The sequence below is a fragment of the Aeromonas eucrenophila genome, from assembly GCF_000819865.1.
Lineage (GTDB): Bacteria > Pseudomonadota > Gammaproteobacteria > Enterobacterales > Aeromonadaceae > Aeromonas > Aeromonas eucrenophila.
This window is the reverse complement of record NZ_CDDF01000014.1, coordinates 355799-380358: the sequence shown is the minus strand read 5'-3', so window position 1 is coordinate 380358 and position 24560 is coordinate 355799. Positions and strand designations below refer to the sequence as shown.

At 60.6% G+C, this 24560-nt stretch carries 28 protein-coding genes; 7 read left to right on the top strand and 21 right to left on the bottom strand.

Features of this window, described 5'->3' with window-relative positions; genetic code table 11:
- The first annotated feature begins 19 nt into the window (after positions 1-19).
- Complete coding sequence (locus tag BN1124_RS15335) at positions 20-349, top strand: isoamylase early set domain-containing protein (protein WP_042643308.1); 330 nt, start codon at positions 20-22, stop codon at positions 347-349.
- Between the two features lie 104 nt (positions 350-453).
- On the opposite strand, the gene rplS is transcribed toward BN1124_RS15335, so the two are convergent.
- The 5 genes from rplS to ffh form a co-directional block, all read right to left on the bottom strand.
- On the bottom strand, positions 454-801 hold the full coding sequence (rplS, locus tag BN1124_RS15330) for a 50S ribosomal protein L19 (protein WP_005313505.1): 348 nt from the start codon (positions 799-801) through the stop codon (positions 454-456).
- Between the two features lie 36 nt (positions 802-837).
- Positions 838-1584 carry a tRNA (guanosine(37)-N1)-methyltransferase TrmD gene (gene trmD, locus BN1124_RS15325; protein ID WP_042643307.1) on the bottom strand — a complete coding sequence of 249 codons (747 nt, stop codon included), beginning with the start codon at positions 1582-1584 and terminating at the stop codon, positions 838-840.
- Between the two features lie 34 nt (positions 1585-1618).
- Positions 1619-2140: a ribosome maturation factor RimM gene (gene rimM, locus BN1124_RS15320; RefSeq protein WP_042643306.1), complete on the bottom strand. Its 522-nt coding sequence runs from the start codon at positions 2138-2140 to the stop codon at positions 1619-1621.
- 24 nt (positions 2141-2164) lie between these two features.
- Positions 2165-2413: a 30S ribosomal protein S16 gene (gene rpsP, locus BN1124_RS15315; protein WP_033129199.1), complete on the bottom strand. Its 249-nt coding sequence runs from the start codon at positions 2411-2413 to the stop codon at positions 2165-2167.
- A 181-nt stretch (positions 2414-2594) separates the two neighbouring features.
- Positions 2595-3974, bottom strand: a complete 1380-nt coding sequence (ffh, locus tag BN1124_RS15310) for a signal recognition particle protein (protein ID WP_042643305.1) — start codon at positions 3972-3974, stop codon at positions 2595-2597.
- A 285-nt stretch (positions 3975-4259) separates the two neighbouring features.
- Between ffh and BN1124_RS15305 the strand changes: the two genes are divergently transcribed.
- Together BN1124_RS15305 and BN1124_RS15300 are read left to right on the top strand one after the other, a co-directional pair.
- A complete protein-coding gene (locus tag BN1124_RS15305) occupies positions 4260-5051 on the top strand; it encodes a cytochrome C assembly family protein (RefSeq protein WP_042643381.1) in 792 nt (263 codons plus the stop codon).
- A gap of 39 nt (positions 5052-5090) precedes the next feature.
- Entirely contained in the window at positions 5091-6371 is a 1281-nt protein-coding gene (locus BN1124_RS15300; RefSeq protein WP_042643304.1) for an HlyC/CorC family transporter, read from the top strand.
- Between the two features lie 31 nt (positions 6372-6402).
- Here BN1124_RS15300 and BN1124_RS15295 read toward each other — a convergent pair whose 3' ends face one another.
- Positions 6403-6876, bottom strand: a complete 474-nt coding sequence (locus BN1124_RS15295; RefSeq protein ID WP_042643303.1) for an Rrf2 family transcriptional regulator — start codon at positions 6874-6876, stop codon at positions 6403-6405.
- A gap of 111 nt (positions 6877-6987) precedes the next feature.
- Here BN1124_RS15295 and hmpA point away from each other — a divergent pair, with 111 nt between their 5' ends.
- The gene (gene hmpA, locus BN1124_RS15290; RefSeq protein ID WP_042643302.1) at positions 6988-8181 is read left to right on the top strand and encodes an NO-inducible flavohemoprotein; all 1194 of its coding nucleotides are present in this window, start codon (positions 6988-6990) and stop codon (positions 8179-8181) included.
- 91 nt (positions 8182-8272) lie between these two features.
- Here hmpA and BN1124_RS15285 read toward each other — a convergent pair whose 3' ends face one another.
- The 6 genes from BN1124_RS15285 to BN1124_RS15255 form a co-directional block, all read right to left on the bottom strand.
- Complete coding sequence (locus tag BN1124_RS15285) at positions 8273-8845, bottom strand: tetratricopeptide repeat protein (RefSeq protein ID WP_042643380.1); 573 nt, start codon at positions 8843-8845, stop codon at positions 8273-8275.
- Positions 8846-9207: 362 nt separating this feature from the next.
- Positions 9208-10143, bottom strand: coding sequence for a malate dehydrogenase (gene mdh, locus BN1124_RS15275; RefSeq protein WP_033129205.1), 936 nt, complete (start codon positions 10141-10143; stop codon positions 9208-9210).
- A gap of 242 nt (positions 10144-10385) precedes the next feature.
- Entirely contained in the window at positions 10386-11048 is a 663-nt protein-coding gene (artM, locus tag BN1124_RS15270) for an arginine ABC transporter permease ArtM (protein ID WP_042643301.1), read from the bottom strand.
- A 2-nt stretch (positions 11049-11050) separates the two neighbouring features.
- Complete coding sequence (artQ, locus tag BN1124_RS15265) at positions 11051-11701, bottom strand: arginine ABC transporter permease ArtQ (RefSeq protein ID WP_042643299.1); 651 nt, start codon at positions 11699-11701, stop codon at positions 11051-11053.
- Between the two features lie 3 nt (positions 11702-11704).
- Positions 11705-12445, bottom strand: coding sequence for a transporter substrate-binding domain-containing protein (locus BN1124_RS15260; RefSeq protein ID WP_042643297.1), 741 nt, complete (start codon positions 12443-12445; stop codon positions 11705-11707).
- Between the two features lie 24 nt (positions 12446-12469).
- The gene (locus tag BN1124_RS15255; protein WP_033129209.1) at positions 12470-13210 is read right to left on the bottom strand and encodes an ATP-binding cassette domain-containing protein; all 741 of its coding nucleotides are present in this window, start codon (positions 13208-13210) and stop codon (positions 12470-12472) included.
- 200 nt (positions 13211-13410) lie between these two features.
- On the opposite strand from BN1124_RS15255, the gene argR reads away from it, so the two are divergent.
- Entirely contained in the window at positions 13411-13881 is a 471-nt protein-coding gene (gene argR / locus BN1124_RS15250; RefSeq protein ID WP_005308670.1) for a transcriptional regulator ArgR, read from the top strand.
- 193 nt (positions 13882-14074) lie between these two features.
- Here the strand turns inward: argR and BN1124_RS15245 are convergent, their stop codons facing one another.
- From BN1124_RS15245 to glnK, 5 genes are all read right to left on the bottom strand, one after another.
- On the bottom strand, positions 14075-14980 hold the full coding sequence (locus tag BN1124_RS15245) for a Dyp-type peroxidase (protein WP_042643293.1): 906 nt from the start codon (positions 14978-14980) through the stop codon (positions 14075-14077).
- A gap of 81 nt (positions 14981-15061) precedes the next feature.
- Entirely contained in the window at positions 15062-16096 is a 1035-nt protein-coding gene (locus tag BN1124_RS15240) for an ABC transporter ATP-binding protein (RefSeq protein ID WP_042643291.1), read from the bottom strand.
- A gap of 43 nt (positions 16097-16139) precedes the next feature.
- Positions 16140-17765: an ABC transporter permease gene (locus tag BN1124_RS15235; RefSeq protein ID WP_042643289.1), complete on the bottom strand. Its 1626-nt coding sequence runs from the start codon at positions 17763-17765 to the stop codon at positions 16140-16142.
- Positions 17766-17804: 39 nt separating this feature from the next.
- Positions 17805-18812 (bottom strand): Fe(3+) ABC transporter substrate-binding protein, encoded by a 1008-nt coding sequence (locus BN1124_RS15230; protein ID WP_082041652.1) that lies wholly within the window; start codon positions 18810-18812, stop codon positions 17805-17807.
- Positions 18813-19054: 242 nt separating this feature from the next.
- Positions 19055-19393, bottom strand: a complete 339-nt coding sequence (gene glnK, locus BN1124_RS15225; RefSeq protein WP_033129214.1) for a P-II family nitrogen regulator — start codon at positions 19391-19393, stop codon at positions 19055-19057.
- 202 nt (positions 19394-19595) lie between these two features.
- On the opposite strand from glnK, the gene arfB reads away from it, so the two are divergent.
- The gene (arfB, locus tag BN1124_RS15220; RefSeq protein ID WP_042643286.1) at positions 19596-20012 is read left to right on the top strand and encodes an alternative ribosome rescue aminoacyl-tRNA hydrolase ArfB; all 417 of its coding nucleotides are present in this window, start codon (positions 19596-19598) and stop codon (positions 20010-20012) included.
- A gap of 39 nt (positions 20013-20051) precedes the next feature.
- Entirely contained in the window at positions 20052-20543 is a 492-nt protein-coding gene (locus tag BN1124_RS15215; protein WP_042643284.1) for a methylated-DNA--[protein]-cysteine S-methyltransferase, read from the top strand.
- A gap of 424 nt (positions 20544-20967) precedes the next feature.
- On the opposite strand, the gene BN1124_RS15210 is transcribed toward BN1124_RS15215, so the two are convergent.
- The 4 genes from BN1124_RS15210 to BN1124_RS15195 all read right to left on the bottom strand — a co-directional run bounded on the left by BN1124_RS15210 (position 20968) and on the right by BN1124_RS15195 (position 24518).
- A complete protein-coding gene (locus BN1124_RS15210) occupies positions 20968-22164 on the bottom strand; it encodes a NupC/NupG family nucleoside CNT transporter (RefSeq protein ID WP_033129217.1) in 1197 nt (398 codons plus the stop codon).
- Between the two features lie 182 nt (positions 22165-22346).
- On the bottom strand, positions 22347-23282 hold the full coding sequence (locus BN1124_RS15205) for a LysR family transcriptional regulator (RefSeq protein WP_042643282.1): 936 nt from the start codon (positions 23280-23282) through the stop codon (positions 22347-22349).
- 76 nt (positions 23283-23358) lie between these two features.
- Complete coding sequence (locus BN1124_RS15200) at positions 23359-23895, bottom strand: glutathione peroxidase (protein ID WP_042643280.1); 537 nt, start codon at positions 23893-23895, stop codon at positions 23359-23361.
- A gap of 59 nt (positions 23896-23954) precedes the next feature.
- Entirely contained in the window at positions 23955-24518 is a 564-nt protein-coding gene (locus BN1124_RS15195; protein WP_042643278.1) for an NnrU family protein, read from the bottom strand.
- Between the last annotated feature and the right edge of the window lie 42 nt (positions 24519-24560).

Genomic DNA, 24560 nt, shown 5'->3' with positions numbered 1-24560 from the left:
TCAGTGACAAGGAGGCCATATGCCGATAAACAAGCAGTTTCTCAAGTCGCGTCCCGAGGTCAAGGTGACCTTTGCAGTGGAAAAAGAGGCCGCAGGTGAGGCCGAACAGATCTTGCTACTGGGAGAGTTCAGCCAGTGGCAACCCATCGAGCTCAAGCGAATGAAGAACGGGGAGTTCAAGGCGACCCTCAATCTGCCCACCGATGGTCCCAGCCATTTCGAGTACTGTTACCAACTGGTGCAGCCGGGGGGAGAAACCCATTACGACAACGACTGGGCGGCGGATGACTATGTGCCAGGCCCCTTCGGGCGGGACAACTCGGTGGTGCGGGTCAGCCAACCTGGTTGAGCCCCGCGCCTCAAATGACGGACACAAAAAAGGCTCGCCATTGGCGAGCCTTTTCACTACCTGTCGAGCTATTCGTCGACATACCGACACCAATTCGAATCGAATTAGTTGAGCTTCTCTTTGATACGAGCAGCTTTGCCGGACAGGTTGCGCAGGTAGTACAGTTTGGCGCGGCGAACATCACCACGACGCTTCAGTTCTACACTGTGGATCAGCGGAGAGTGAGTCTGGAATACACGCTCAACACCTTCGCCGTTGGAGATCTTGCGAACGGTGAAAGCAGAGTGCAGACCGCGGTTACGCTTGGCAATGACGATGCCTTCGAAAGCCTGCAGACGCTCTTTACCACCTTCTTTAACACGAACTTGAACACGTACGGTGTCGCCCTGGGCAAATGCCGGGATGTCGGTACGCAGTTGCTCTTGTTCAAGCTGCTGAATAATCTTGCTCATTGTCTTTCCTTACCTAGGATAAACTGAAAACTCTACTTAGACGTTGTCACGCACTTCGCGGACATATTCGGCAAGAAGTGATTCTTGCTCGTCAGTCAGAGCTAGGTTGTTAATAAGTTCCGGCCTTCTCTGCCAGGTTCGTCCGAGCGATTGCTTGAGCCGCCAGCGCCTGATCACTTCGTGATTGCCGCTTGTCAGCGCCTCAGGCACCGCCAATCCATCCAACAACTCCGGCCGAGTATAGTGGGGATGATCCAGCAGGCCATCCGTGAAGGAGTCCTGCTCGGCACTGGCCTGATCACCCAAGACCCCTGGGACCAGACGCGAAACCGCATCGATCAGGGTCATGGCAGGCAACTCGCCACCACTTAACACGTAATCTCCGATAGACCACTCTTCGTCGACTTCGGTTTGTATCACGCGTTCGTCGATACCTTCGTATCGACCGGCGACCAGAATAAGCTTCTGATTCGTCGCCAACTCGGTTACGCCCGCTTGAGTCAGCTTGCGTCCCTGAGGAGAGAGATAGATGACTTTCGCCCCGTCTCCCGCCGCTTGCTTGGCTGCATGAATCGCATCACGCAGCGGCTGCACCATCATCAGCATTCCAGGCCCACCACCATAAGGACGATCATCGACCGTACGGTGTTTGTCGTGGGTGAAATCCCGAGGGTTCCAGCACTCAATCTGCAGCAGGCCACTCTTGACGGCCCGACCCGTTACCCCGTGCTCGGTAATGGCTCGGAACATTTCCGGGAAGAGGCTAATGACCCCAATCCACATAAGAAACCTCCGGCACCCGTGTTAGCGCGGGAAACTAGAAACCAGGATCCCAATCAACTTCGATTGTTCGAGCAGTCAGATCAATATTCTTGATCACCTGCTCTTCCAGAAACGGAATCAACCGCTCCTTAGCACCAAAGGCATCTTTTACATTGGCCTCAACCACCAACACATCGTTGGAGCCGGTTTCCATCAATTCGGTCACCTTGCCCAGGTCGTATCCCTTGGTGGTCTTTACCGAGCAACCAATCAGGTCACGCCAGTAGAACTCACCTTCGGGCAACGCAGGCAACAGATCGGCGGGTACGCCAATCTCGACATTGGTCAATGCCAGGGCATCCTCGCGCACATCGATACCATCGAGCTTGCAGATCAGACCCTTGTTGTGACGCTTCCAGGCCGAAACCTGAATCTCACGCCACGCCCCGTTCTGATGAATCATCCAGGGGTTGTAATCGAAAATCGCTTCGGCAACATCGGTGAAGGAGTTCACTTTAAGCCAGCCCTTGATCCCGTATACGGTACCCAGGGTGCCCAGAACTATAGGTTTTTCCACCTTAACTCCCTACCGTTTGACTGATTAAGCAGCTTTGGCAGCGTCTTTGATCAGCTTGGCAACGCGGTCAGAAACAGCGGCACCAGTAGCAACCCAATGCTCGATACGAGCCAGGTCCAGCTTCAGCTTTTCAGCATTGCCGGTAGCGACCGGGTTGAAGAAACCAACACGTTCGATGAAACGACCGTCACGGGCGCAACGGCTGTCAGTAACTACTACTTGGTAAAACGGACGCTTTTTCGCGCCACCACGTTGTAAACGAATGGTTACCATATCGTCCTCATTAACATCTAATGAACAAGGCCCGCAAACACGCGGACCCTAGCTTAAAATAAGCCGCGTAATTCTACTTGGATTCGTAATAATTGCAACCAAACCAGCCATTTTTTGCGCAGGATACGCCATGAAAAGGGCCCACATCTTGTGGGCCCTGTGCTGGCTGAATGGCTCGGGATCAGAACGGGCCGCGACCGCCGCCACCGAATCCGGGTGGCAGCATGTTCTTCATCTGCCCCATCATCTTGCGCATGCCACCCTTGCCGGACATCTTCTTCATCATGCGCTGCATCTCGGTGAACTGCTTGAGCAGCTTGTTCACGTCCTGCACCTGCATGCCGGAGCCCGCGGCGATGCGGCGCTTGCGGGAGCCTTTGATGAGATCGGGATGGGCACGCTCCTTGGGGGTCATGGAGCTGATGATGGCCTCCATGCGCACGGTGAGCTTGTCGTCCATCTGATCCTTCACGTTATCCGGCAGACCGGACATGCCGGGCAACTTGTCGAGCATGCCCATCATGCCGCCCATGTTGCGCATCTGCGCCAGCTGCTCGCGGAAGTCTTCCAGATCGAAGCCCTTGCCACTCTTGACCTTGTTGGCCAACTTGGCGGCTTTCTCTTTATCGACGGTCCGCTCTACCTCTTCGATGAGCGACAGCACGTCCCCCATGCCGAGGATGCGGGAGGCGAGACGGTCCGGGTGGAAGGGCTCCAGCGCGTCTGTCTTCTCGCCCATACCGATGAACTTGACCGGCTTGCCGGTGATGTGGCGCACAGACAGGGCGGCACCACCGCGGGCGTCGCCGTCCGCCTTGGTGAGGATCACGCCGGTGAGCGGCAGCGCCTCGTTGAACGCCTTGGCGGTGTTGGCGGCATCCTGACCCGTCATGGCATCGACCACGAACAGGGTCTCGACCGGCTTGATGGTGGCGTGCAGATCCTGGATCTCCGCCATCATCTCGCCATCGACGTGCAGGCGACCGGCGGTATCGACGATCACCACGTCATAGAATTTCTTGCGTGCCTGATCGATGGCGGCGGTGGCGATCGCCACCGGCTTCTGGGTCACGTCGCTCGGGAAGAAGTCGACCCCGATGTCGCTGGCCAGGGTCTCCAACTGCTTGATCGCCGCGGGACGGTAAACGTCCGCACTGACCACCAGCACCTTCTTCTTGCTGCGCTCTTTGAGCAATTTGGCCAGCTTGGCCACGGTCGTGGTCTTACCGGCACCCTGCAGACCCGCCATCAGGATGATGGCCGGCGGCTGGGCGGCCAGATTGAGCTGCTCGTTGGCTTCGCCCATGACCGAGACCAGCTCGCCATGCACTATCTTGATGAAGGCTTGGCCCGGGCTCAACGACTTGGCCACTTCCTGACCAACGGCCCGCTCCTTGACCCGCGCCACGAAGTCACGCACGACCGGCAGGGCGACGTCCGCCTCGAGCAGCGCCATGCGCACTTCACGCAAGGTATCCTTGATGTTCTCTTCGGTCAGTCGGCCACGGCCGCTGACATTGCGCAGGGTGCGCGAGAGTCGTTCAGTCAAATTCTCAAACATGACGCATTCCGGTTCTTGGCGTAACAAATGGGGAGCATTATACCCCAGTCAGCACTATGGGACGATGATTCGCCGCACAGCGGCCGCCTGCCATCAGCATGGTCAGGCGTAATAGATGAGGCGCATCATACCTCAGTCAACGCCAGAGGACGATTATTCACCGCACGCGGCGGTCACCTGCTACTTATATATGGGCAGTTAGCCCCTGGCACAACTGGCGAGCATATCTTGTGCAAGGTATACTGCCCCTCTTATTCATAAAGCTTGTTTAACAACGACCTGGTTATGATCGTGATCTCTGTTCTGGCCCTGGCGTTTTACCTGCTGGCCATCATCGCCTCGCTGCATCTGCTGCTCAGTGCCAAGCCCGTCGGGCAAGTGTCGCTGTTCGCCTGCGTCGGTCTTGCCCTGACTACCCACGGTATCGCGGTGGGCAGCGAAGTGCTGGCCACGCAGTCCGGCCAAAATCTCAGCATGCTGAATGTCGCCTCTCTGGTCGCCCTCATCATCAGCTGCTTCATGACCTGCGTGACCCGCCGCTTCAACGGCTGGATCCTGCTGCCCGTGGTCTACAGTTTCTCGGCCTTGCTGCTGGCCGCCAGCGCCCTCATCCCCGGTAACTATGTTACCCATCTGGAGGCCCATCCCCAGCTGCTGCTGCACATCGGGCTCGCCCTGATGGCCTACTCGGTGCTGATGATCGCCTGCCTCTTTGCGCTCCAGCTCGCCTACCTGGACCGCAAGCTGAAATCCAGAAAGATCAGCAACCTGCCCGCCATGCCGCCGCTCATGACGGTGGAGAAGCGGCTGTTCCAGCTCATCTCGGCCGGCCTGTTCTTGCTGACGCTGTCCATCGCCTCCGGCCTGTTCTTCCTCGAAGACATGTTTGCTCAGGGCAAGTCCCACAAGGCGGTCCTGTCGATCCTCGCCTGGTGCGTCTACGTGCTGCTGCTCTGGGGTCATCACAGCCGCGGCTGGCGTGGCCGCAAGGTCATCACGTTGAGCCTCATCGGCAGCGTCATCCTGACCTTGGCCTATTTTGGCAGCCGTTTCGTCAAGGAAGTCTTGCTGAGCTGACGGCTCGTCCATCACCTCATCATCCAACAGGAGCCTTTTTTGGACAGTATCTCGACGAGCACACTGCTGATTGTCCTCGTTATCTTGATCCTCTTGTCAGCCTTCTTCTCCAGTTCCGAAACCGGCCTGATGTCCCTCAACCGCTACAAGTTGCGACATCTGGCCCAGACCAAGCACAAGGCCGCCCGCCGGGTAGAAAAACTGCTGGCCAGGCCGGAGCGTCTGCTCGGCCTCATCCTCATCGGCAACAACCTGGTCAATATCCTGGCGTCCGCCATCGCCACCGTCGTCTGCATCCGGTTGTTCGGGGATCTCGGCATCCTCATCGCCACCGTCGGCCTGACCCTGGTGGTACTGGTATTTGGTGAAGTCACCCCCAAGACCCTGGCCGCCATGTTCCCCGAGAAGATTGCCTATCCAGCCTCCTGGATCCTCAAGGGATTGATGATTCCCCTCTCCCCCTTCGTCTGGCTCATCAACGGCATCACCAACCTGCTGCTCAAACTGATGCGACTGGATCACCGCAAGGATGATTCCCTCAACGCGGAAGAACTGCGCACCATAGTCAACGAAGCGGGCAGCCTGATCCCCCAACGCCATCAGGAGATGCTGATCGGCATCCTGGATCTGGACAAGATGACGGTGGAAAACATCATGGTGCCGCGCAGCGAGATCTTCGCCATCGACATCAACGATGACTGGAAGACCATACTGCGTCAGCTGGCTCACTGCGCTCATACCAAGATCCTGCTTTATCGCGACAATATCGATGACGTTGTCGGCTTCTTGCACGCACGGGATGCGCTCAGGCTGGTCGCCAAGGATCAGTTCAACAAGTCCAGCCTGCTGCGGGAGGTCGATCCCATCTATTTCATTCCCGAAGGGACGCCGCTCAACGTGCAGCTGGCCAAGTTCCAGCGCAACAAGGAGCGGATCGGGCTGATTGTCGATGAATATGGGGATATTCAGGGGCTGATCACCCTGGATGACATACTCGAAGAGATAGTCGGGGACTTCACCACCTCCATGACGCCGACCCCGAGCGACGAGATCCACCCCCAGCCGGACGGCTCCTTCCTGGTGGAAGGCTCCGCCAGCATCCGCGAGCTGAACAAGGAGATGAACTGGCATCTGCCCATCGAGGGGCCACGCACCCTCAACGGGGTGATCCTGGAGTACCTGGAGGAGATCCCCCAGCCAAACATCAGCGTCAGGCTGGCGGGCTATCCCATCGAGATCATTGAAGTCGAGAACAACATGGTGAAGATGGCGCGGATCATGCCACATCTATACCGCAACGAGTCGGGTTACGAGGATTGAAAAAAGGCTGCCGATGGCAGCCTTTTTCGTCTTATTCGTTCTCTTCTTCCGGCTCAGGCTCAAGCACCAGGGTCGGGATCAGCTCGCCGAACACCTGTTGCAACTCGGCGCGGTTGGCCAGCAAGTCTTGCAGCGTATAGCTGTCCATCACCGCCAGGAAGGCATTCATCGCCTCTTTCAGGGCACTCTTGAGCAGACAGACCGAGACGATATGGCAGACCGGCGAGTTGCAGTCGATCCCGTCCAGATTGCCTTCCAGTGCCCGGATCACCTGACCTATGTTGACCTCTTCGGGTTTACAGGCCATGCGGATCCCGCCGTTCTTGCCGCGCTGGGACTGCAGATAGCCCAGCTTCACCAGCTGGTTCACCACCTTCACCATGTGATTGCGGGACACGTCGTACAGGGCGGACACCTTGGCCACGCTCGACAGTTCGCCTTCCGGCAGGGTGGCCAGATAGAGCAGGGCTCTCAATCCAAAATCGGTATAGCTAGTTAGTCTCATAGTGCCTGTGGCGCATAGCGCAAGAAATTGATGATTGATCCAGATCAATTAAACATTTAGGATGCAACTTATTAAGTGGCATTTTATATGTTCAATTAAAAAGGACCTCCTATGTTAGACCAAGGCACCATCGCCGTCATCAAAAGCACCATCCCTTTGCTCGAATCGGCGGGGCCTGCGCTCACCCAGCACTTCTATCAACGCATGTTCAGCCACAATCCCGAGCTGAAGGATATTTTCAACCTGGCCCATCAACGCAGCGGCGGTCAACCGCTGGCGCTGTTCAATGCCGTGGCGGCCTACGCCAAGAACATCGACAATCTGGGCGCCCTGGCCGGCGCGGTGGAGCGCATCGCCCACAAGCACACGGGTTTCCTTATCCAGCCGGAACAATATCACATTGTAGGTAGTCATCTCTTGGCCACGCTCAAAGAATTGGGCGGTAGTGCGGTGACCGACGAGGTGCTGGATGCCTGGGGCAAGGCCTATGGGGTGCTGGCTAACATCTTCATCGGCCGGGAGAGCGAGATCTATCAGGAGCGGGCCGCGCAGGCCGGTGGCTGGCAGGGTGCCCGCCCCTTCATCATCAAGGAGAAGCGCCAAGAGAGCGAGCTCATCACCTCCTTCGTGCTGGCCCCTGCCGATGGCAAACCTGTGCTCGCCTTCAAACCGGGCCAATACCTCAGCATCCAGCTCAATCACCCAACGCTGGAGTACCAGGAGATCCGTCAATACTCCCTCTCCGATGCCCCCAATGGCCGCGACTATCGCATCAGCGTCAAACGTGAGCCCCAGGGTCAGGTCTCCAACCTGCTGCACGACCAGCTGCAGGCGGGTGACGAGGTGGCGTTGATGCCGCCGACCGGTGACTTCTTCCTGCAAGCCGACGCCAGCAGTCCAGTGGTGCTGCTCAGTGCCGGTGTGGGTCTCACCCCCATGCTGAGCATGCTGAACCAGCGGCTGGCCGAGCCGCAGGCTGCCGACATCCGCTGGCTGCACGCCTGCGAACAGGGCGCCGTGCATGCCTTCAAGGAGGAGATCCGGGCCAAGAGCCGCCAACACGCCCACCTACAGAGCCGAGTCTGGTATCGCACCCCTGCCGAGCAGGATCTGGAAGGAGAAGATTATGACTTCAGTGGCACCATGGCGCTGGAGCAGGTCACCGACCTCATTCCGGCCAATGCCCACTACTACTTCTGCGGTCCCCTCCCGTTCATGAAGGCGATCAAGGCCCAGCTGCTCGCGCTGGGTGTACCTGCCGAGCGGATGCACTACGAGGTCTTCGGTCCCCATCAGGATCTATAAGGCGTCTGCATCCTGACATGGCGAGATGCAACAAGGCCCACGAACGCAGGTTCGTGGGCCTTGTCATATCCGGCATCACATCAGACAGAGATCAGCGCATCGCCTTGGCACGGGCGATGGCGTTGGCGGGCATGCGATTGCCAAGCCGGCTCAGCAGGCTAGCCGCCTTCTGGTGGGTGGCCTTGTCACCTATGACGGTGCCGTGCAGCCAATGGTAGGCCTCCTCATAATCCAGCGGGCTGCCCATGCCCTGCAGCAGCATCTCGACCCATTCGATCTGTGCCCGCTGGAAGCCAAGGCTGGCCGCCTCCCGCATCAGGATCTCGGCTCGCGCCAGATCCTTTTGCACCAATGTCCCCTTCCAGTAATAGCGCCCCAACTGTTCAAGCGCGGGGGCCAGCCCCTGATCGGCCGCCTCCCACATGTATTGCACGCCCATCTGTGCGTCGGGCTTGATGCAGACTCCCCAGGCCAGCATGTCACCCCACAGGAACTGGTAGGCGGGGATCTTCATCACGGAGGCGCGCGCCTCTATGTCCTGGGTCAGCTGGCATCTGTCCTGCTTCACCCGGGTCAGATGGCGGCCCTGCTCAATCCAGTTGAGCAGCTCATCCTGCCGATAGAGCTGCACCGCCTGCAGACCCGTGCTCAGCGGCTCGGGCAAGGGAGCGGATGCCGGTGCCGCCGACGGCGCTGCCGAGGCGGGAGCGGCCGGTATAGGAGCTGACGCTGTCACGGCAGGAATAGCTGGCGCCGGAGCGGGTAAGGCGGGTATGGATGGCGCAATGGCAGCAGATACCGCGGGGGCCTGGGTTGGCGAGGCAGCCGAGACCGGCTCTGCCCCCTGCAAGGGGAGGCTGCATAAACAGATAAGGCCGACGAGGGTATTGGGTTTCATCATGAAGATCTCCTGCTGCTCTCGGTTATCGGCCGCAAGCCTCATCTCCTTAGCCCTCTCACTCGGCGTTCAGACCACCCAAAATGACAAAGGGGAGCCGAAGCTCCCCTTATGACTGACGCTGCAGCTTATTTGACGAAGTCGACGCCCAGCTGGATGTCGGCCTTCAGGGTGGCCAGCATGCTGTTCATGGACTCTTGCTCGAAGGCGCTCAGCTTGCCGTAGTCCAGCACGGACTCGACGCCGTTCTTGCCAAGCAGGATGGGCTGGGCGAAGAAGGTGGCGTGCTCGCCGTTGCCTTCCACATAGGCACACTCGATGACGTTGGCTTCGCCCTGCAGACCCTTGATCAGGGACAGACCGAAGCGGCAGGCCGCCTGGCCCATGGACAGGGTGGCAGAACCGCCACCGGCCTTGGCTTCCACCACTTCGGTACCGGCATTCTGGATGCGCTTGGTCATGGCAGCCGCTTCTTCGGCGGTGAAGCTGGCCCCTTCGATCTGGGACAGCAGCGGCAGAATGGTCACGCCACTGTGGCCACCGATCACGTTGACACGGATCTTGTCGATGTTCAGGCCCTTGGCCTCGGACACGAAGGTCTCGCCGCGGATGACGTCCAGGGTGGTGACACCGAACAGGCGACGCTTGTCATAGACACCGGCTTTCTTCAGCACTTCGGCGGCGATGGCGACCGTGGTGTTGACCGGGTTGGTGATGATGCCGATCAGCGCCTTCGGGCAGCTGGCCGCGCACTTCTCCACCAGGTTCTTGACGATACCGGCGTTGATATTGAACAGGTCGGAACGATCCATGCCGGGCTTGCGGGCCACACCGGCGGAGATCAGCACGACATCGGCGCCGACCAGAGCAGGGCTCGGATCTTCACCGCAGAAACCTTTTACTTTCACGTCAGTCGGGATATGGCTCAGATCCGCCGCCACGCCCGGGGTGACCGGGGCGATGTCATACAGGCTCAATTCGGAACCAGCAGGCAGGCGATTTTTCAACAGCAGAGCGAGGGCTTGGCCGATGCCACCGGCGGCACCCAGAACGGCAACTTTCATGATCAACTCCATGTTTCAGCGTAGGTTTAAGGTTGTTTCTAGTTGGGTTAAAGCTGTTTCTTATTGTGGGCCTCACCTTAAAGGATCCCCTGCTAAAAAACAATCTGATAACAGTTGTAATCACAGGTTCTGTGAGCCAGGGAACAAGCGGAGACGAAAATGGAGAGGAATCTGCGATAAATGGGAGGAAAGGCACAGATTTCCTGCGCCCACCTCACCATTAAGAGGTAATTACGGCTGTTTCAAGACTGAAATGCCAGAGCTCGTCTTTCACACCAACGGAAACCAATTGTTAACAATCCATTCATGGTCAGGTAGAGCGCACCGGCCACAGTGAATACCGCCAGGGTGTCATAGGTCTGGGCGTTGAGACGCTGGGCCAACCCCATGATATCCATGATGGTGATGGTACTGGCGAGCGAACTGCCCTTGAGCACCAGGATCACCTCGTTGGAGTAGGCGGGCACCAGCCGGCGAGCGGCGTGACGCGCCTTCATCCACAGGGTCTGTCCGGCCGAGAAGCCCAGCGAGCGACAAGCCTCCACCTCGCCGGCCGGGATGGCGTCGAGCGCCCCCTTGAACAGCCGGGTGGAATAAGCCGCGGTATTGAAACCCAGGGCCAGCACGGCGCAGAACCAGGGCTGCTTGAGCAGCGGCCAGAGCGGGCCGGCCTTGAGCCACTCGAACTGACCGGGGCCGTAGTAGATGAGGAAGATCTGGATGAGCAGGGGCGTGCCGGTGAAGATCAGCACCCACAGCTGCACCAGCTGGGTCGCCACCGGAATGCGCCGCTCCAGCACCCAGGTCATGCCAACCGCCAGCAACACGCCGAGCAACAAGCTCAGTGCCGTCAGTTGCAAGGTGATCGCCAGACCACCCAGCAGGGTCATGAGATAGTCCTGCATGGTCAGCCTCCGTAACGACGGGTATAACGGGCAGCCTGCTTGAGGCCAAACTCACTCACCAGGCTGATGCCTAAGTAGATGAGGGCCGCTGCGGCATACCAGGTGAAGGGTTCATAGGTGCTGGCCGACGCCATCTGCGCCTGACGCATCATCTCGTTCACCCCGATAAGGGAGACCAGGGCAGTGTCTTTGAGCAACACCAGCCACTGGTTGCCGAGCCCGGGCAGGGCGTGGCGCCAGGCCTGGGGCAGCACGATACGAAAGAAGATGTGGCCCCTGCCGAGACCGAGCGCCAGCGCCGCCAGCCGCTGCCCCGAGGGCACCGCATTGAGCGCGGCCCGCAGGGTCTGGGTGGCGTAGCTCGCGAACAGCAGGGAGAGCGCCAATACGCCGCAGGCGAAGGGACTGAACTCCACATACTCGCCGGTGATGAGGAACAGCACCTGGGTCGAGCCGAAGTAGATGAACAGCACCACCAGCAGCTCGGGCAGGCCACGGATAAGCGTGGTCAGGGTGGCCACCGGCCACACCAACCAACTGCGCTTGCTGAGCTCGGCGGCGCTGAATGCCAGCGCCAACGCCATGCCCCCGACCAGTGATGCCAAGGCCAGCCCCAGGGTCATCCAGGCTGCGTCCAACAACAGGCTCAACATGGTTTATTTCTGCGCGAAGTATTTGTCATAGATCTTCTGATAGGTGCCGTTGGCCTTGATCTCGGCCAGCCCCTTGTTCAGTTGACCCAGCAGCTCCTGGTTGTCCTTGGCCACCGCGATGCCAAAGCCGGTGCCGAAGTACTTGGCGTCGGTCACGGGAGCGCCGATCACGCCGTAATCCTTGTGCTGCTTGAGCCAGTCGGCGGCGACGGCGGTGTCGGCGAAGACGCCGTCGGTGCGGCCGTTCATCATGTCGAGGAAGGCGCTCTGGTAGCTGGCGTAAGGCACGGTCAGCAGGCCCTTGCTGATCCAGTTATCCACCAGATAGGACTGATGGGAGGAGCCGTTCTGCACGCCGACCGTCTTGTCGACCATCTCTTCCGGGCCCTTGAAGCTGCCCTTCTTGGCCACGAACACGGCGGAGTTTTCATAATAGATGTCGGAGAAGTCGACCTGGGCGGCCCGCTCCGGGGTCACGTCCATGGCGGCGATGGCGGCATCGTAACGACGGAACTTGAGGCTGGGGATCAGGCTGTCGAAGGCCTGGTTGTGGAAGCTGCACTCCAGCTTGGCCTGGACGCAGATGGCGCGGGCCAGGTCGATGTCGAAGCCCTGGAACTCGTTCTTGTCATCCAGGTATTCGAACGGCGCGTAGGTCGCCTCGGTGGCGAACTTGATCTCCTTGGCCAACACGGAAGTGCTCAGCAGGCCCATGGCGGCGATCAACAGCAGACTCTTTTTCATGACAGCTTCCTTATCGACTCAGTATCAATGCATCAAGAATTCGGCAAACCGGCTGGTTTGCGGGGCCTGGAAGATGGCGGCGCTACCGGACTCGATGATCCGCCCCTTCTCCAGATAGATCACCTGACTGGCCACCTTGCGGGCGAACTCCACCTCGTGGGTCACCACCACCTGAGTGATGCCGGTCTGGCTCAGGGTGCGGATGATCTCCGCCACCTCTTTGGTAATTTCAGGATCGAGCGCCGCGGTGGGCTCATCAAACAGCAGCACCTGCGGGTCCATCATCAGGGTACGGGCGATGGCCACCCGCTGCTGCTGACCACCGGACAGGCGCGCCGGCCAGGCGTCGCGCTTGTCGGCCAGTTGCAGTTGGGCGAGCAGATAGGCCCCCTTGTCGATGGCGGCCTCGCGGCTCATGCCGAGCACCTTGACCGGCGCCTCGATGAGGTTCTCCATCACGGTGAGATGGGGCCAGAGGTTGTACTGCTGGAACACCATGCCCACCTTGCGGCGCAGGGCCTGTGCCTGACGGTTGAATTCCGCCGTCGACAGGGAGGACGGGAAAGAAAATTCATTGTCGCCGATGCGCAATACACCGGCATCCGGGGTATCCAGCAGGTTCATCATGCGCAGCAGCGAACTCTTGCCTGCACCGCTTGGGCCCAGTAATACCAAGGTCTCGCCGGGAGCGGTCTTGAAGCTGACCTGTTGCAGTACCTGCACCTTGTGCCAGGATTTTTCGATGCCGATTAATTCAATACCCATACAGCCCAATTGAATAAGTTTTCAAAATTTCGTCCTGATTCTAGCGCTAGGTTGGGTGGATGCAAGCTATATTTGAATCAATATGCAGAACAAGCGCCGCTTCCTTGCCAAAACCGGCATATGAATGCAAAATAGCAGCGCTGTTCGTATCTGCCGCCTGAGCGTGACAGGCGGCCACACCCCTCATTCGTGAGTCCAAGATGAAACATAACGACAAGCAAGAAAAACTGGCAAAGGCCTTTAAAGCCCTGCTGAAAGAGGAGCGTTTCGGCTCCCAGGCAGAGATAGTCACTGCCTTGCAAGAGATGGGCTTCGAGAACATCAACCAATCCAAGGTCTCGCGCATGCTGAGCCGCTTCGGCGCCGTTCGCACCCGCAATGCCAAGATGGAAATGGTCTACTGCCTGCCGGTAGAGCTGGGTGTACCCACCACCTCCAGCCCGCTCAAGAACCTGGTGCTGGATGTCGACCACAACGGCGCCCTGGTGGTGATCCACACCAGCCCGGGTGCGGCCCAGCTGATCGCCCGCCTGCTCGACTCCCTCGGCAAGGCCGAAGGGATCCTCGGCACCATCGCCGGTGATGACACCATCTTCATCACCCCGACCAGCGACACCGACATCGAAGAACTCTACCTCTCGGCGCTCGAGCTGTTCGAACAGACCCCCTGATCAGGCAGGCCTTCCCGGCCCTGTGACCTGAACGAAAAATCCCGGCCTAGGCCGGGATTTTTGTTATCTGGACGCCTTGTCGACGGCCTGACTCGCATCCGGGTTCTGTTGCCCGGCGCCAGAGATGAGCCGACAGGGTCAGAGATCCGTACCAGACCCCGTGCCGGCTCATTTTTTCAGTGTGTTCGTGCTGTTATTTACCCTGTGACAGCAGGAAATCTTGAGAAGGTGCGAAGAGGGCCACACCGGTCACTGCCTTGGTGAAGCGCAGCAGGTGATCGTAGTGACTGCCCTCCCCCTTGTACATGCTGGCCAGCATGGCGTTGAAGTGCTGGGGGGTGCGGCAGCAGGAGATGAAGTAGAGCCCCTGCTCCTGCATGGTGCCCCAGGGCATGCTCTGGCGCAGGATCTCCATGGACTCGCCCTTCGGGGTCTTGAGGTTGACCCGCTTGATGTGGGAGGTCAGCGGCTTGTCGGCAGACTCGTATTCGATGTTGTCGGCCTTGGTGCGGCCTATGATGTCTTCCTGCTCCTTCAGCGCCAGCTTCTGCCAGTCGGCCAGGGCATGGACCCAACGCTGCACATGGATGTAGGAGCCGCCGGCGAACTCGCCACCTTCCAGCAGCGCCACCTCGGCCCTGTGCTCATCCTGCGGATTCTCGGTGCCATCGACGAAACCGGTGAGATCGCGGCAGTCCAGGTTGCGGAAGCCCCGCACCTCTTCGGCCAACTCCACCAGACCCGCCAGCAGCGCCATCACCCGCTGACCGGCGTGATGCAACACGTCCACCCGGTCGGCACGCAGTTGCACAAACAGATCGAAGGGGGTGTTCGGCGCTTCCTGGCCATTGGCGGACTGCGCCATAAAGCCGCGGAACTGGGGCGGACGGGCGGCCGGATAGATGGCATCCCAGCCTTCGGCGCCCACGGCGACCAGGCCGGAAAAACCGGCCGCCGGGAAGTCGGCGGCGACCGCATCCCACAGCAGCGGCAGCTTGGCCAGACGGGCCGCCAGCTCGGCGCCGTCACCGGTGCGATTGAACATCAGATAGAGGGCGTGCAGATTCGGCTCTGCGCAGATCCCGGCTTGGGCTTTCATTTCTCTCTCCAAAGACATTGGCTAAAGGCGTGGCGGGATTATAAACCGGAACCGGGCCAATTCCTTGATTTCACATCGCTATCAGGGCAAAGAGTCGAACAGCACCAGCGCATGGGGAGCAACCACAACCCGCGCCCGCGCCCCTTCCAGCGGCTCCCCTATGCTGGCCTCCAGCAACTGCTCCCCGCATGCCACCAGCACCCGGCAGTGGTGACCGAGGAACTGCTGCTCCCGGATCACCAGCTCCCCCTCTGCCGTCGCCGTCAGCACCAGTTGCTGGGGTCTGAGCATCAGTTGCAGCCGCTCACCGACGACGCGGCCGTGGGGTTCATGGCCCCTGATCAGCCCCAGTGCCGTCTGCACGCAGTGGCTGTCCACAACCTCGGCCGCCAGGTAGTTGACCCCGCCGAGGAACTCCGCCACGAAGCGGTTCTGCGGGCGGCGATAGAGCTGCTCCGGCTCTCCCACCTGCTCGATGTGACCGGATCTGAACAGAGCCAGCCGGTCGGCGAAGGCGAACGCCTCCTCCTTGCTGTGGCTGACGAAGATGGCACCTATGCCCTGGCGCTTGAGCAGGGCGCGGATCTCGAGGATGAGCTTCATCCGCACCTGGGTATCGATGTTGGAGAAGGGCTCGTCCAGCAGCATCAGTCGCGGCTTGCACACCAGGGCGCGGGCGATGGCGACCCGCTGCTGCTGACCGCCGGAGAGCTGATGAGGGTAGCGCTCCCCCAGCCCCTGCAGATTGACCAGGGCCAGCGCCTCCTCCACCTGTTGCTGACGTGCGGCGCGGCTCTGTTTGGCCAGCCCGAAGCCGACGTTGTCGGCCACCGTCAGGTGCGGGAACAGGGCGTAATCCTGGAAGATCATGCCGATGTTGCGTGCCTCCGGCGCCATGCTGACCCCGGGGCCATCCAGCAGGCTCTCGCCGAGCCGAATTTCCCCTTCCGCCAGCGGCAGCAGACCGGCCACGGCCTTGAGCAGGGTGGTCTTGCCACAGCCGCTCGCGCCGAGCAGGCAGACGATCTCGTTGTCGGCCACCTGCAGGGAGAGTTGCTCCAGCACCGGCCTGCCGTTGTAGTGACAGCTGACCTTCTCGATATTCAGACAAGACAAGGCTCGTCTCCTCTCGTTCTTTGACGTCAGACCGGACAAGGGCTCAATGGCCCTGACTGTCCAGGCTGCGGTTGATCCAGATGAGCGGCACCAGGCCCACCAGCACGATGACGATGGCGCCGAGCGCCCCCCGCTCCAGCATCTCGTCCGAGACGAACTGATAGACGTGGGTCGCCAGGGTCTCGAAGTTGAAGGGCCGCAGCAGCAGGGCGGCGGGCAGCTCCTTCATGGATTCGATAAATACCAGCAGGGCGCCGGCGAACAGGCCGCGCCGCATCAGCGGCAGGTGCACCCGCCGCAGCATGCCGCCGGTGCCCTGCCCGAGGGAGCGCGCCGCCATGTCGAGGCTGGGGGCTATCTTGCCCATGCTGCTCTCCACCGAGCCGATGGCGATGGCCACGAAGCGCACCAGATAGCCGAACACGATGGCGGTGAGGGTGCCGGTCAACAGCAGACCCGGCCCCTGCAACCCCAGCCACTCGGCCAGATCGTTGATGCCAAAATCCAGCGCCGTCAGCGGCACCAGCACCCCGATGGCGAGCACAGTGCCCGGCATGGCGTAGCCCATGGCGGCGATGCGCAGGGGCAGCAGACTGCGGGTGCCCCCATCGAGACGGCGGAAGAAGCCGAGCAGCAGGGCGACGGCCATGGCGAGCAGGGCGGTCAGGGCCGAGATGAGCAGACTGTTGCCGGCGAAGCGGACGAACTCCGGCGTCCAGGAGAGCGCGAAGTAGCGCACCCCGTAGTCGAGCAAAATGGCGAACGGCAGGGCAAAGCCCGCCAGCACCAGACCCCAGCACCAGAGTCCGGCCAACAAGCGGGGCAAGCCCTTGAGGGGATAACGCAGCGGTTGCTCATGGCCCATGGATTTCTGGAACACCTGCTGGCGCCGACGGGAGCGGCGCTCGATGGCGATCAGCAGCACCACCGCCAGCAACATCAGGCAGGAGAGCTTGGCGGCGGTCGCCAGGCTGCCGTAGCCGAGCCAGGTATCGTAGATCGCCGTCGTCAGGGTGTTGATGGCGAAGAAATGCACGGTGGCAAAGTCCGCCAGGGTTTCCATCGCCACCAGGGAGATGGCGACCATGATGGCGGGACGGGCCAGCGGCAGGCTCAGGCGGCGAAAGCTCTGCCAGGGGGTGCAGCCGAGCAGCCGGCTGGAGTGAATGAGGCTGACCGACTGCTCCAGGAAGGAGGCGCGCGTCAGCAGATAGACGTAGGGGAAGAGCACCAGCGCCAGCACCCAGGCGGCCCCGCCGAGGGAGCGAATGGCCGGAAACCAGTAGTCAGCCGGGCTCTGCCAGTCGAACAGAACGCGCAGTCCCGCCTGCAACGGGCCCGAGTAGTCCAGCAGATCCGTGTAGACGTAGGCGACGATATAGGACGGCATGGCCATGGGCAGCATCAGCGCCCACTGCAGGGCGCGGCGCCCCGGCACCTGACACATAGCCACCAGCCAGGCGGTGGGTACTCCGAACAACAGGCTGAGCACCACCACCCCCAGCACCAGTCCTGCGGTGTTGGCGAGGTAGTCCAGCAAAACGGTATCGGCGAGGTGGGAAAACAGCTCCCCGTCCGCCGAGAAGGCGGAGAAGATGAGGGCGAGTACGGGCAAACCCAGCAGCAGGGCGGTGACCCAGCTGCCGGCAATCCAACCAAAATTTTTCATGAGACCACAGAGGTTGATGGGGCCCTTGGCCCCATCTGATTACAAGTCGAACTTCACTTCATCCAGCAGTTGCAAGGCGTCCTTGCGGTGCTTGGCATAGTCGCTGACCGGCAGGGCGTCGGTCTTGAAGCTGCCCCAGGACTTGACCATGGCGGACGGCTCGACCCCGGCCTTGACTGGATACTCGGCATTCACGTCAGCATACATGTGCTGGGCGGTGTCGCCGGAGAGGAACTCCATCAGCTTCTGGGCCTCAGCCTTATTCTTGGCGTACTTGGTCATGGCCACGCCACTCACGTTGACGTGGGCACCGCGATCCGCCTGATTCGGGAAGTTGATGTAGACCGCATCGGCCCAGGACTTCTGTGCCGGGTCTTTCAGCATGGCGCCGAGGTAGTAGCTGTTGCCGAGAGAGACGTCACAGATGCCGTCCTTGATCGCCTTGACCTGATCCCGATCGTTGCCTTGCGGCTTGCGCGCCAGGTTGGCCTTGACCCCTTCCAGCCAGATCTTGGTGTCGGCCATGCCGTGATGGGCGATCATGGAGGAGACCAGGGCCACATTGTATTCGTGCTTGCCGCTGCGAGTACAAATTTTGCCTTTGAATTCAGGCTTGACCAGATCTTCGTAGCTGACAGTGTCGAGCTTACCGAGACGCTCCTTGCTGGAATAGATGGCGCGCACCCGGGTGGTCAGGGCGAACCACTTGTTGTCCGGATCCCGATAGATGGAGGGGATGTTCTCCTGCAGGGTCTTGCTGTCCACCGACTGCACCAGATCCTTGTCCACCAGATCGGTCAGGCGGCTGATGTCGACGGTCAGCATCAGGTCGGCCGGGGAGAGTTTGCCTTCCCGCTCCAGACGCTCGTTCAGCCCCTCTTTGGCGAACACCACGTTGACCTTGATCCCGGTTTCCTTCTCGAACTGCTGGATGATGGGCTTGATCAGCTCATCCTGACGGGTGGAGTAGACGTTCACCTCCCCTGCTGCCAATGCCGACTGGGTGACCAGCGAGGAGAAGAGCAGCGCCAACATCTTCATTTTCATCATCCATTCCTTGTGTGCGTATCGAGTGATAACTATTTTCGTTTGCATTCTGCACAGTCGAGACCACAGTATCAAGGTCGTTTACACAGGTAGGATCACATATTTAACCAACGACCAAACAAAGAGGCCGGATGGAATCCCACCCAGCCCCTCGATGATATATCACTCATTTCAGCCAGCCTGGATCCGCCAGGCTGCTTGTCCCCGTTCACCCCGACAAACAGCGGAATGATCACAAGGGATCACAGTGCCTCGTCGTCGCTCTCGCCGGTACGGATGCGGACCGCCTGCAGCAGGTCGTAGACGAAAATCTTACCATCACCGATCTTGCCGGTATAAGCCGCCTTGCAGATGGCCTCGATCACCCCTTCCACGTTCTCGTCGGCGGTGGCGATCTCCAGTTTAACCTTCGGCAGGAAGTCGACCTGATACTCGGCTCCCCGGTATAATTCGGTGTGTCCCTTCTGGCGACCGAAGCCCTTGACCTCGGACACGGTCAGGCCCTCGACCCCCAGGCTGGCGATGGCCTCGCGCACATCGTCCAACTTGAAGGGTTTGATAATCGCAGTAATCAGCTTCATCTGGTTGCTCCCAATCCATGGTATGTCGTGGATAGAGACATCAATTCTTGTGCCAAGTATTTTTATTGTTTATTTTCATAAAGATAGGCTTTAACCCTTGGGCCATTAGGACCCAGGATCACCAAGGAAGCGCATCTCGCCCCATATTGAGGCACCAAGCTGCACCAGACTCCCTTGATGCACCAAATGAGAGCATCACCCCATGTTAGTCATCTCCAACAGCGTGACCATCCCCTGGCATGAGCTGCAGTTCCAGACCATGCGCGCCCAGGGTGCCGGGGGTCAGCACGTCAACAAGACCGACTCCGCCGTCTGGTTGCGCTTCGATTACCGGGACTCCCCCAGCCTGCCAGATCTCTACAAGGAGGGGCTGGAGAAGCTCGCCGACAGCCGGGTGCACGACGGCTTCATCCAGATCAGGGTCGAGACCCATCGCAGCCAGGACATGAACCGCAAGGAGGCCATGACCCGTCTGGTGGAGCTGCTGAAAAAATCCGCCTGGCGCCCCAAGGCCCGTCACGCCACCAAGCCGACCCGCAGCTCCCAGCGCAAACGGGTCGACGCCAAGAAGCGCAAGGGGGAGATCAAATCGACCCGTGGCAAACCCGGGCTGGACTGAGGTCCACTGGCGACCAGCACGAACCAAGGAATGCAGAAGATGAAATACAGTTTTTGTGACAGCGGCCATGGCCCCCTGCTCGTCGCCATCGACAAGGATGGGCTGCGCTATGTGGAGTTCGTGCGAGGTGAGCGGCCCGTGATGCCGGCGCCGGAGTGGCAGCGGGATGACCCGGCATTGGCCCCCTTTATCGAGCAGTTCGAGGCCTACTTCGCCGGCCGCCTGCAACGCTTCGACCTGCCGCTCGCCGCCCGGGGCACCCCCTTCCAGCAATCGGTCTGGCAGGCCCTGTGCGAGATCCCCTACGGCGAGACCACCAGCTACCTGGAGATCGCCAGGGCCATCGGCAATCCCAAGGCGATGCGGGCGGTGGGCGCCGCCAACGGCCGTAATCCCCTGAGCATCATAGTGCCCTGTCACAGGGTCATAGGCCGCAGCGGCGAGCTGATCGGATATGGCGGAGGCCTGCCCATCAAACGCTGGCTGCTGGCACTGGAACAATCACACCAGTCCTTTGAGCTGACCCCATAGCCGCCAACGGCCTCCCCTTATAACTCATTGTGGAACAATCGGATCAGGCCTTTGAGCTGACCCCAGAGCCGCCAACGGCCTCCCCTTCACACTCACTGGCTGCTGGCTCTAGAGCCAGTCAGGCCAGGCCGTTGAGCTGGCCCCCAGACAACAGGATCAGGCGACTAAACCGGCCCAATGGGTGTTTAGCAAAATGAACGCAGTATGAAGAATCGCCTCAGAAGGGCTTCAGAGAGAGACAGGCATCATGGCTTCATACTTGGATGGCACGGAACATCCTGCATCCAGGTACCACCCGTGTGACGCTTCCAATCTGTCTTTTTCCCCGCGCCTCCCCAGAGGCGCTTTTTTTTGCCTGTCGTCCGGCCACAAAAAAGCCCGCCGAAGCGGGCCTTGACCGGAAGGTGTTAGCTTCGGGGTCAAATCAGAGAGCGAGGAAGAGCCCGGCCAGGGAGGCGCTCATCAGGTTCGCCAGCACTCCAGCCAAGATGGCACGCATGCCGTAACGGGCGATGAAGGCCTTGCGCTCCGGCACCATGGCCCCCAGGCCGCCGATCAGGATCGCCATGGAGGAGATGTTGGCGAAGCCGCACAGGGCAAAGGTGACGATGGCCTTGCTCGAGGCATCCAGGGTCTGATCCTGCACCAGGGCGATGAAGGCGACGAACTCGTTGATGACGATCTTGGTGCCGATCAGGGCGCCAGCGGCCTGAGCCTGATCCCAGGGCACACCGATGAGCCAGGAGACGGGGGCAAACAGCCAGCCCAGGATGATCTGGAAGCTCAGCTCCAGCCCCACCAGATCCCCGGCCCAGCCGATCAGACCGTTGAACAGGGCGATGACGCCGACGAAGGCCAGCAGGGTGGCCCCCACCGCTACTGCGATGTTCAGACCCGCCATGGCACCATCGGCCGCCGCTTCGATCACGTTGGTCGAGCGCGGCATCTCCACGTCCTGGTGGTGATCCACCTCATCCGCACTGGGAGGCACCAGGATCTTGGCCATGGCCAGACCCGCTGGGGCCGACATGAAGGCCGCCGCTATCAGGTATTTCAGCTCGACCCCGATGCTGGCATAGCCCACCAGGGTACCGCCGGCCACCGAGGCCAAACCGCAGCTCATCACCGCGAAGAACTGGGAATCGGACATCTTGGAGAGGTAAGGCTTGACCACCAGCGGCGCCTCCACCATGCCGACGAAGATGTTGGCGGTGGCGGAGAGGCTCTCGGCCCGGCCGGTGCCCAACAGTTTCTGCAGGCCGCCGCCGAGCAGGGCGATCACCTTGGGCATCAGGCCGATGTGATAGAGGATGGCGATGAGGGCGGAGAAGAAGATGATCACCGGCAGCACGTTGAACGCGAAGATGAAGCCCAGCTTGAACTTGGCCAGATCGCCGAACAGGAAGGCGATCCCCTCCTGACCGTAACCGATCACGCTGCTGACACTCTCGCTGACCCCGTTCAGCACGCTCTGACCGGCGGGCAACCAGAGCACCAGCGCGGCGAAGAGGATTTGCAGACAGAGGGCCAGGCCGACTGTTCGCAACGGGATACGACGACGATTATCAGAGCAGAGTACGGCCATCGCCAGGATACTCAAGATGCCGAGCAGGGCAATCATAGGGATTCCATCTAGTGGGGTAAAAGATGGGCGCGGATTCTGCTCCTCCCGCGTGGTTACTGCAAGCCCGCTTGGTTACGGACCTGTTAGCAAAAACGTTTTCACGATACCGATTGCGCCAAGGTGCTGATTTGGTTCGATTTTGATATCAGGCGAAAGCCAGTGTTCGTATATGGAAACGATTATTCCTCTGCACCGGACAATTTGCCGCCGAGCCAGGGGGCGAGCCGCTGCTCCCAGTAGGGTTCCGGGCTGAAGCTCTCCTTGAGGAAGTCGATGAAGAGCCGGATTTTGGGATCCAGATGCTCTCGCCTGGCGTAGACGGCGTGCACCGCCATCTTCTGGTTCGGCCGCCACTGTGGCAGCAGGGGAATGAGCTGTCCTGATTGCAACTCCTTGTCCAGCAAGTAGTTGGCGACATAGGCGATGCCGAGCCCGGCCAGAGCGGCGTCTCGCACCGCCTCCGCCAGATCCACCCGGTAGTTGCCGGCCACCTGCACCGTCTGGCGCTCCTTGCCCTGGCGGAACGACCACTCGTGGTAGCGCCGCTCCCGGCTCTGGTAGGTGATGCAGTTGTGCTGGGCCAGATCCTTGGGCTGCAGCGGGGTTCCGTGGCTCAGCAGATAGTCCGGCGAGGCCACCAGCACGAAGTGGATGTCCGCCAGCCGCTGCCCTACCAGCGCCTCCGGCTTGTCCTCATAGGTGGTGATCCAGAGATCCAGCCCCTCATCCACCAGATTGGTTCTGTGATCGAACAATGATACTTCCAGCTCCAGCCCGGGGTAGCGATCCTGAAACGCCTTGAGGCGCGGGATCACGTGCAGTCGACCGAAGGACTGACCGACCCCCAGATGCAGCACACCGCTCACCTTGCCACGGCGCTCCGCCACCATGGAGTCCGCCTCCAGCCCTACCGCCACCAGGGCGCGGCAGTGGCGGGCATACTCCTGGCCGAGCTCGGTCAGGGCGAAGCGGCGGGTGGTGCGCTGCACCAGCTGGGCACCGAGCTCGGTCTCGAGCTGGGCCAGCTGCTTGCTGATGTGGGACTTGGAGACACCGAGCCGGCGCGCGGCGGCGGAGATGCCCTGCTCACGGACCAGGGCATCGAAGATCACCATTTGGGGAAGGCGTTGCAGCACGGGGTTACCAGATTGAGGGAGATGCCGCCATTATTCCAGAGCCGCCCGACGAGGCCTAGCGATCGAGGGCCTGTTTCACCGCTGCCAGCAGCGGATCGGCATCCGGACTCTGATTGGCACCGTAACTCGCGATCAGCTTGCCATCACGGCCGATCAGGTACTTGTGGAAGTTCCAGCCAGGCGCATCGCCACCGGCGGCGGCCGCGAGTCCCTTGTAGAGCGGGCTGGCATCGTCCCCACGCACGGCGATCCGGTTGAACATGGGGAAGGTCACGCCGTAGTCGCGTCGACAGACAGAGGCGGTCTTGCCCTCATCCCCGGACTCCTGCCAGAAGTCGTTGGAGGGGAAGCCCAGCACGATCAGCCCCCGTTCCTTGTAACCCTGATAGAGCCGCTCCAGATCGGCGAACTGGCCGCGATAACCGCAATAGGAGGCGGTGTTGACCACCAGCACCACCTTGCCTTCGGTCAGCTGACAGAGGTTGTGGCGCTGGGTGCTATTGAGCTCCCGCTGCTCCAGGTTGAAGTAATCGGGACAGGCCGCAAAGACCGCGCTCGCGCCGAGCAATAACAACAGGCTGAACCATTTCATTGACGTGACTCCTCAATTTTTTCGCATCATACGCGAGAACTCGCCATCTGGTTCAGGGATCAGTGCAAGGGGATCCCGGTCAGCCAGCCGTGGCCCCAGAAGATCATCAGCGCCGTCAGCGCCAGACCTGCGCCCACGCAGATCCCGGTGCCCTGCCAGTTCGCCTCGGGTCGCGGCTTCTGCCGCCAGTCACGCACCGAAATCCAGACGATGCTGACCAGTGCCCAAAGCCCCAAGCCGCCGAACAGCACCAGGGAGCGGGCCTCGCTGTTCACCGCCAGATGGCTGCCCGCCCACAGCAGGGTGCCGATGAGCTGGGGATGCACCAGCCAACGCCGAAAGTGGTTGGGTCCCTGACCTGCGCAGAGCAGGATCAGCGCGACGGGCATGGTCCCCATCACCAGGGCGTGGCCCCAGGTGGGCAGGAAGTAGAGCGGCAGGGGGCTGGCGCTGCGCCAGCCGGCGATGATGCAGGCGATGGCGACGAACACCAGCAGCGAGAAGAGTCCCTTGTAACGATGCTCCCCCAGGCGATCCCGCACCCGGGCACGGTGAGGGGCGGCGAAACAGGGATAGAGGTGGATCAGGGTAAATAGCACTACCCCCAGGGTCAGCAAGATCATGGGTTGTTCCTCGTACTATGGGGGATCACTATGCCGCAAAGC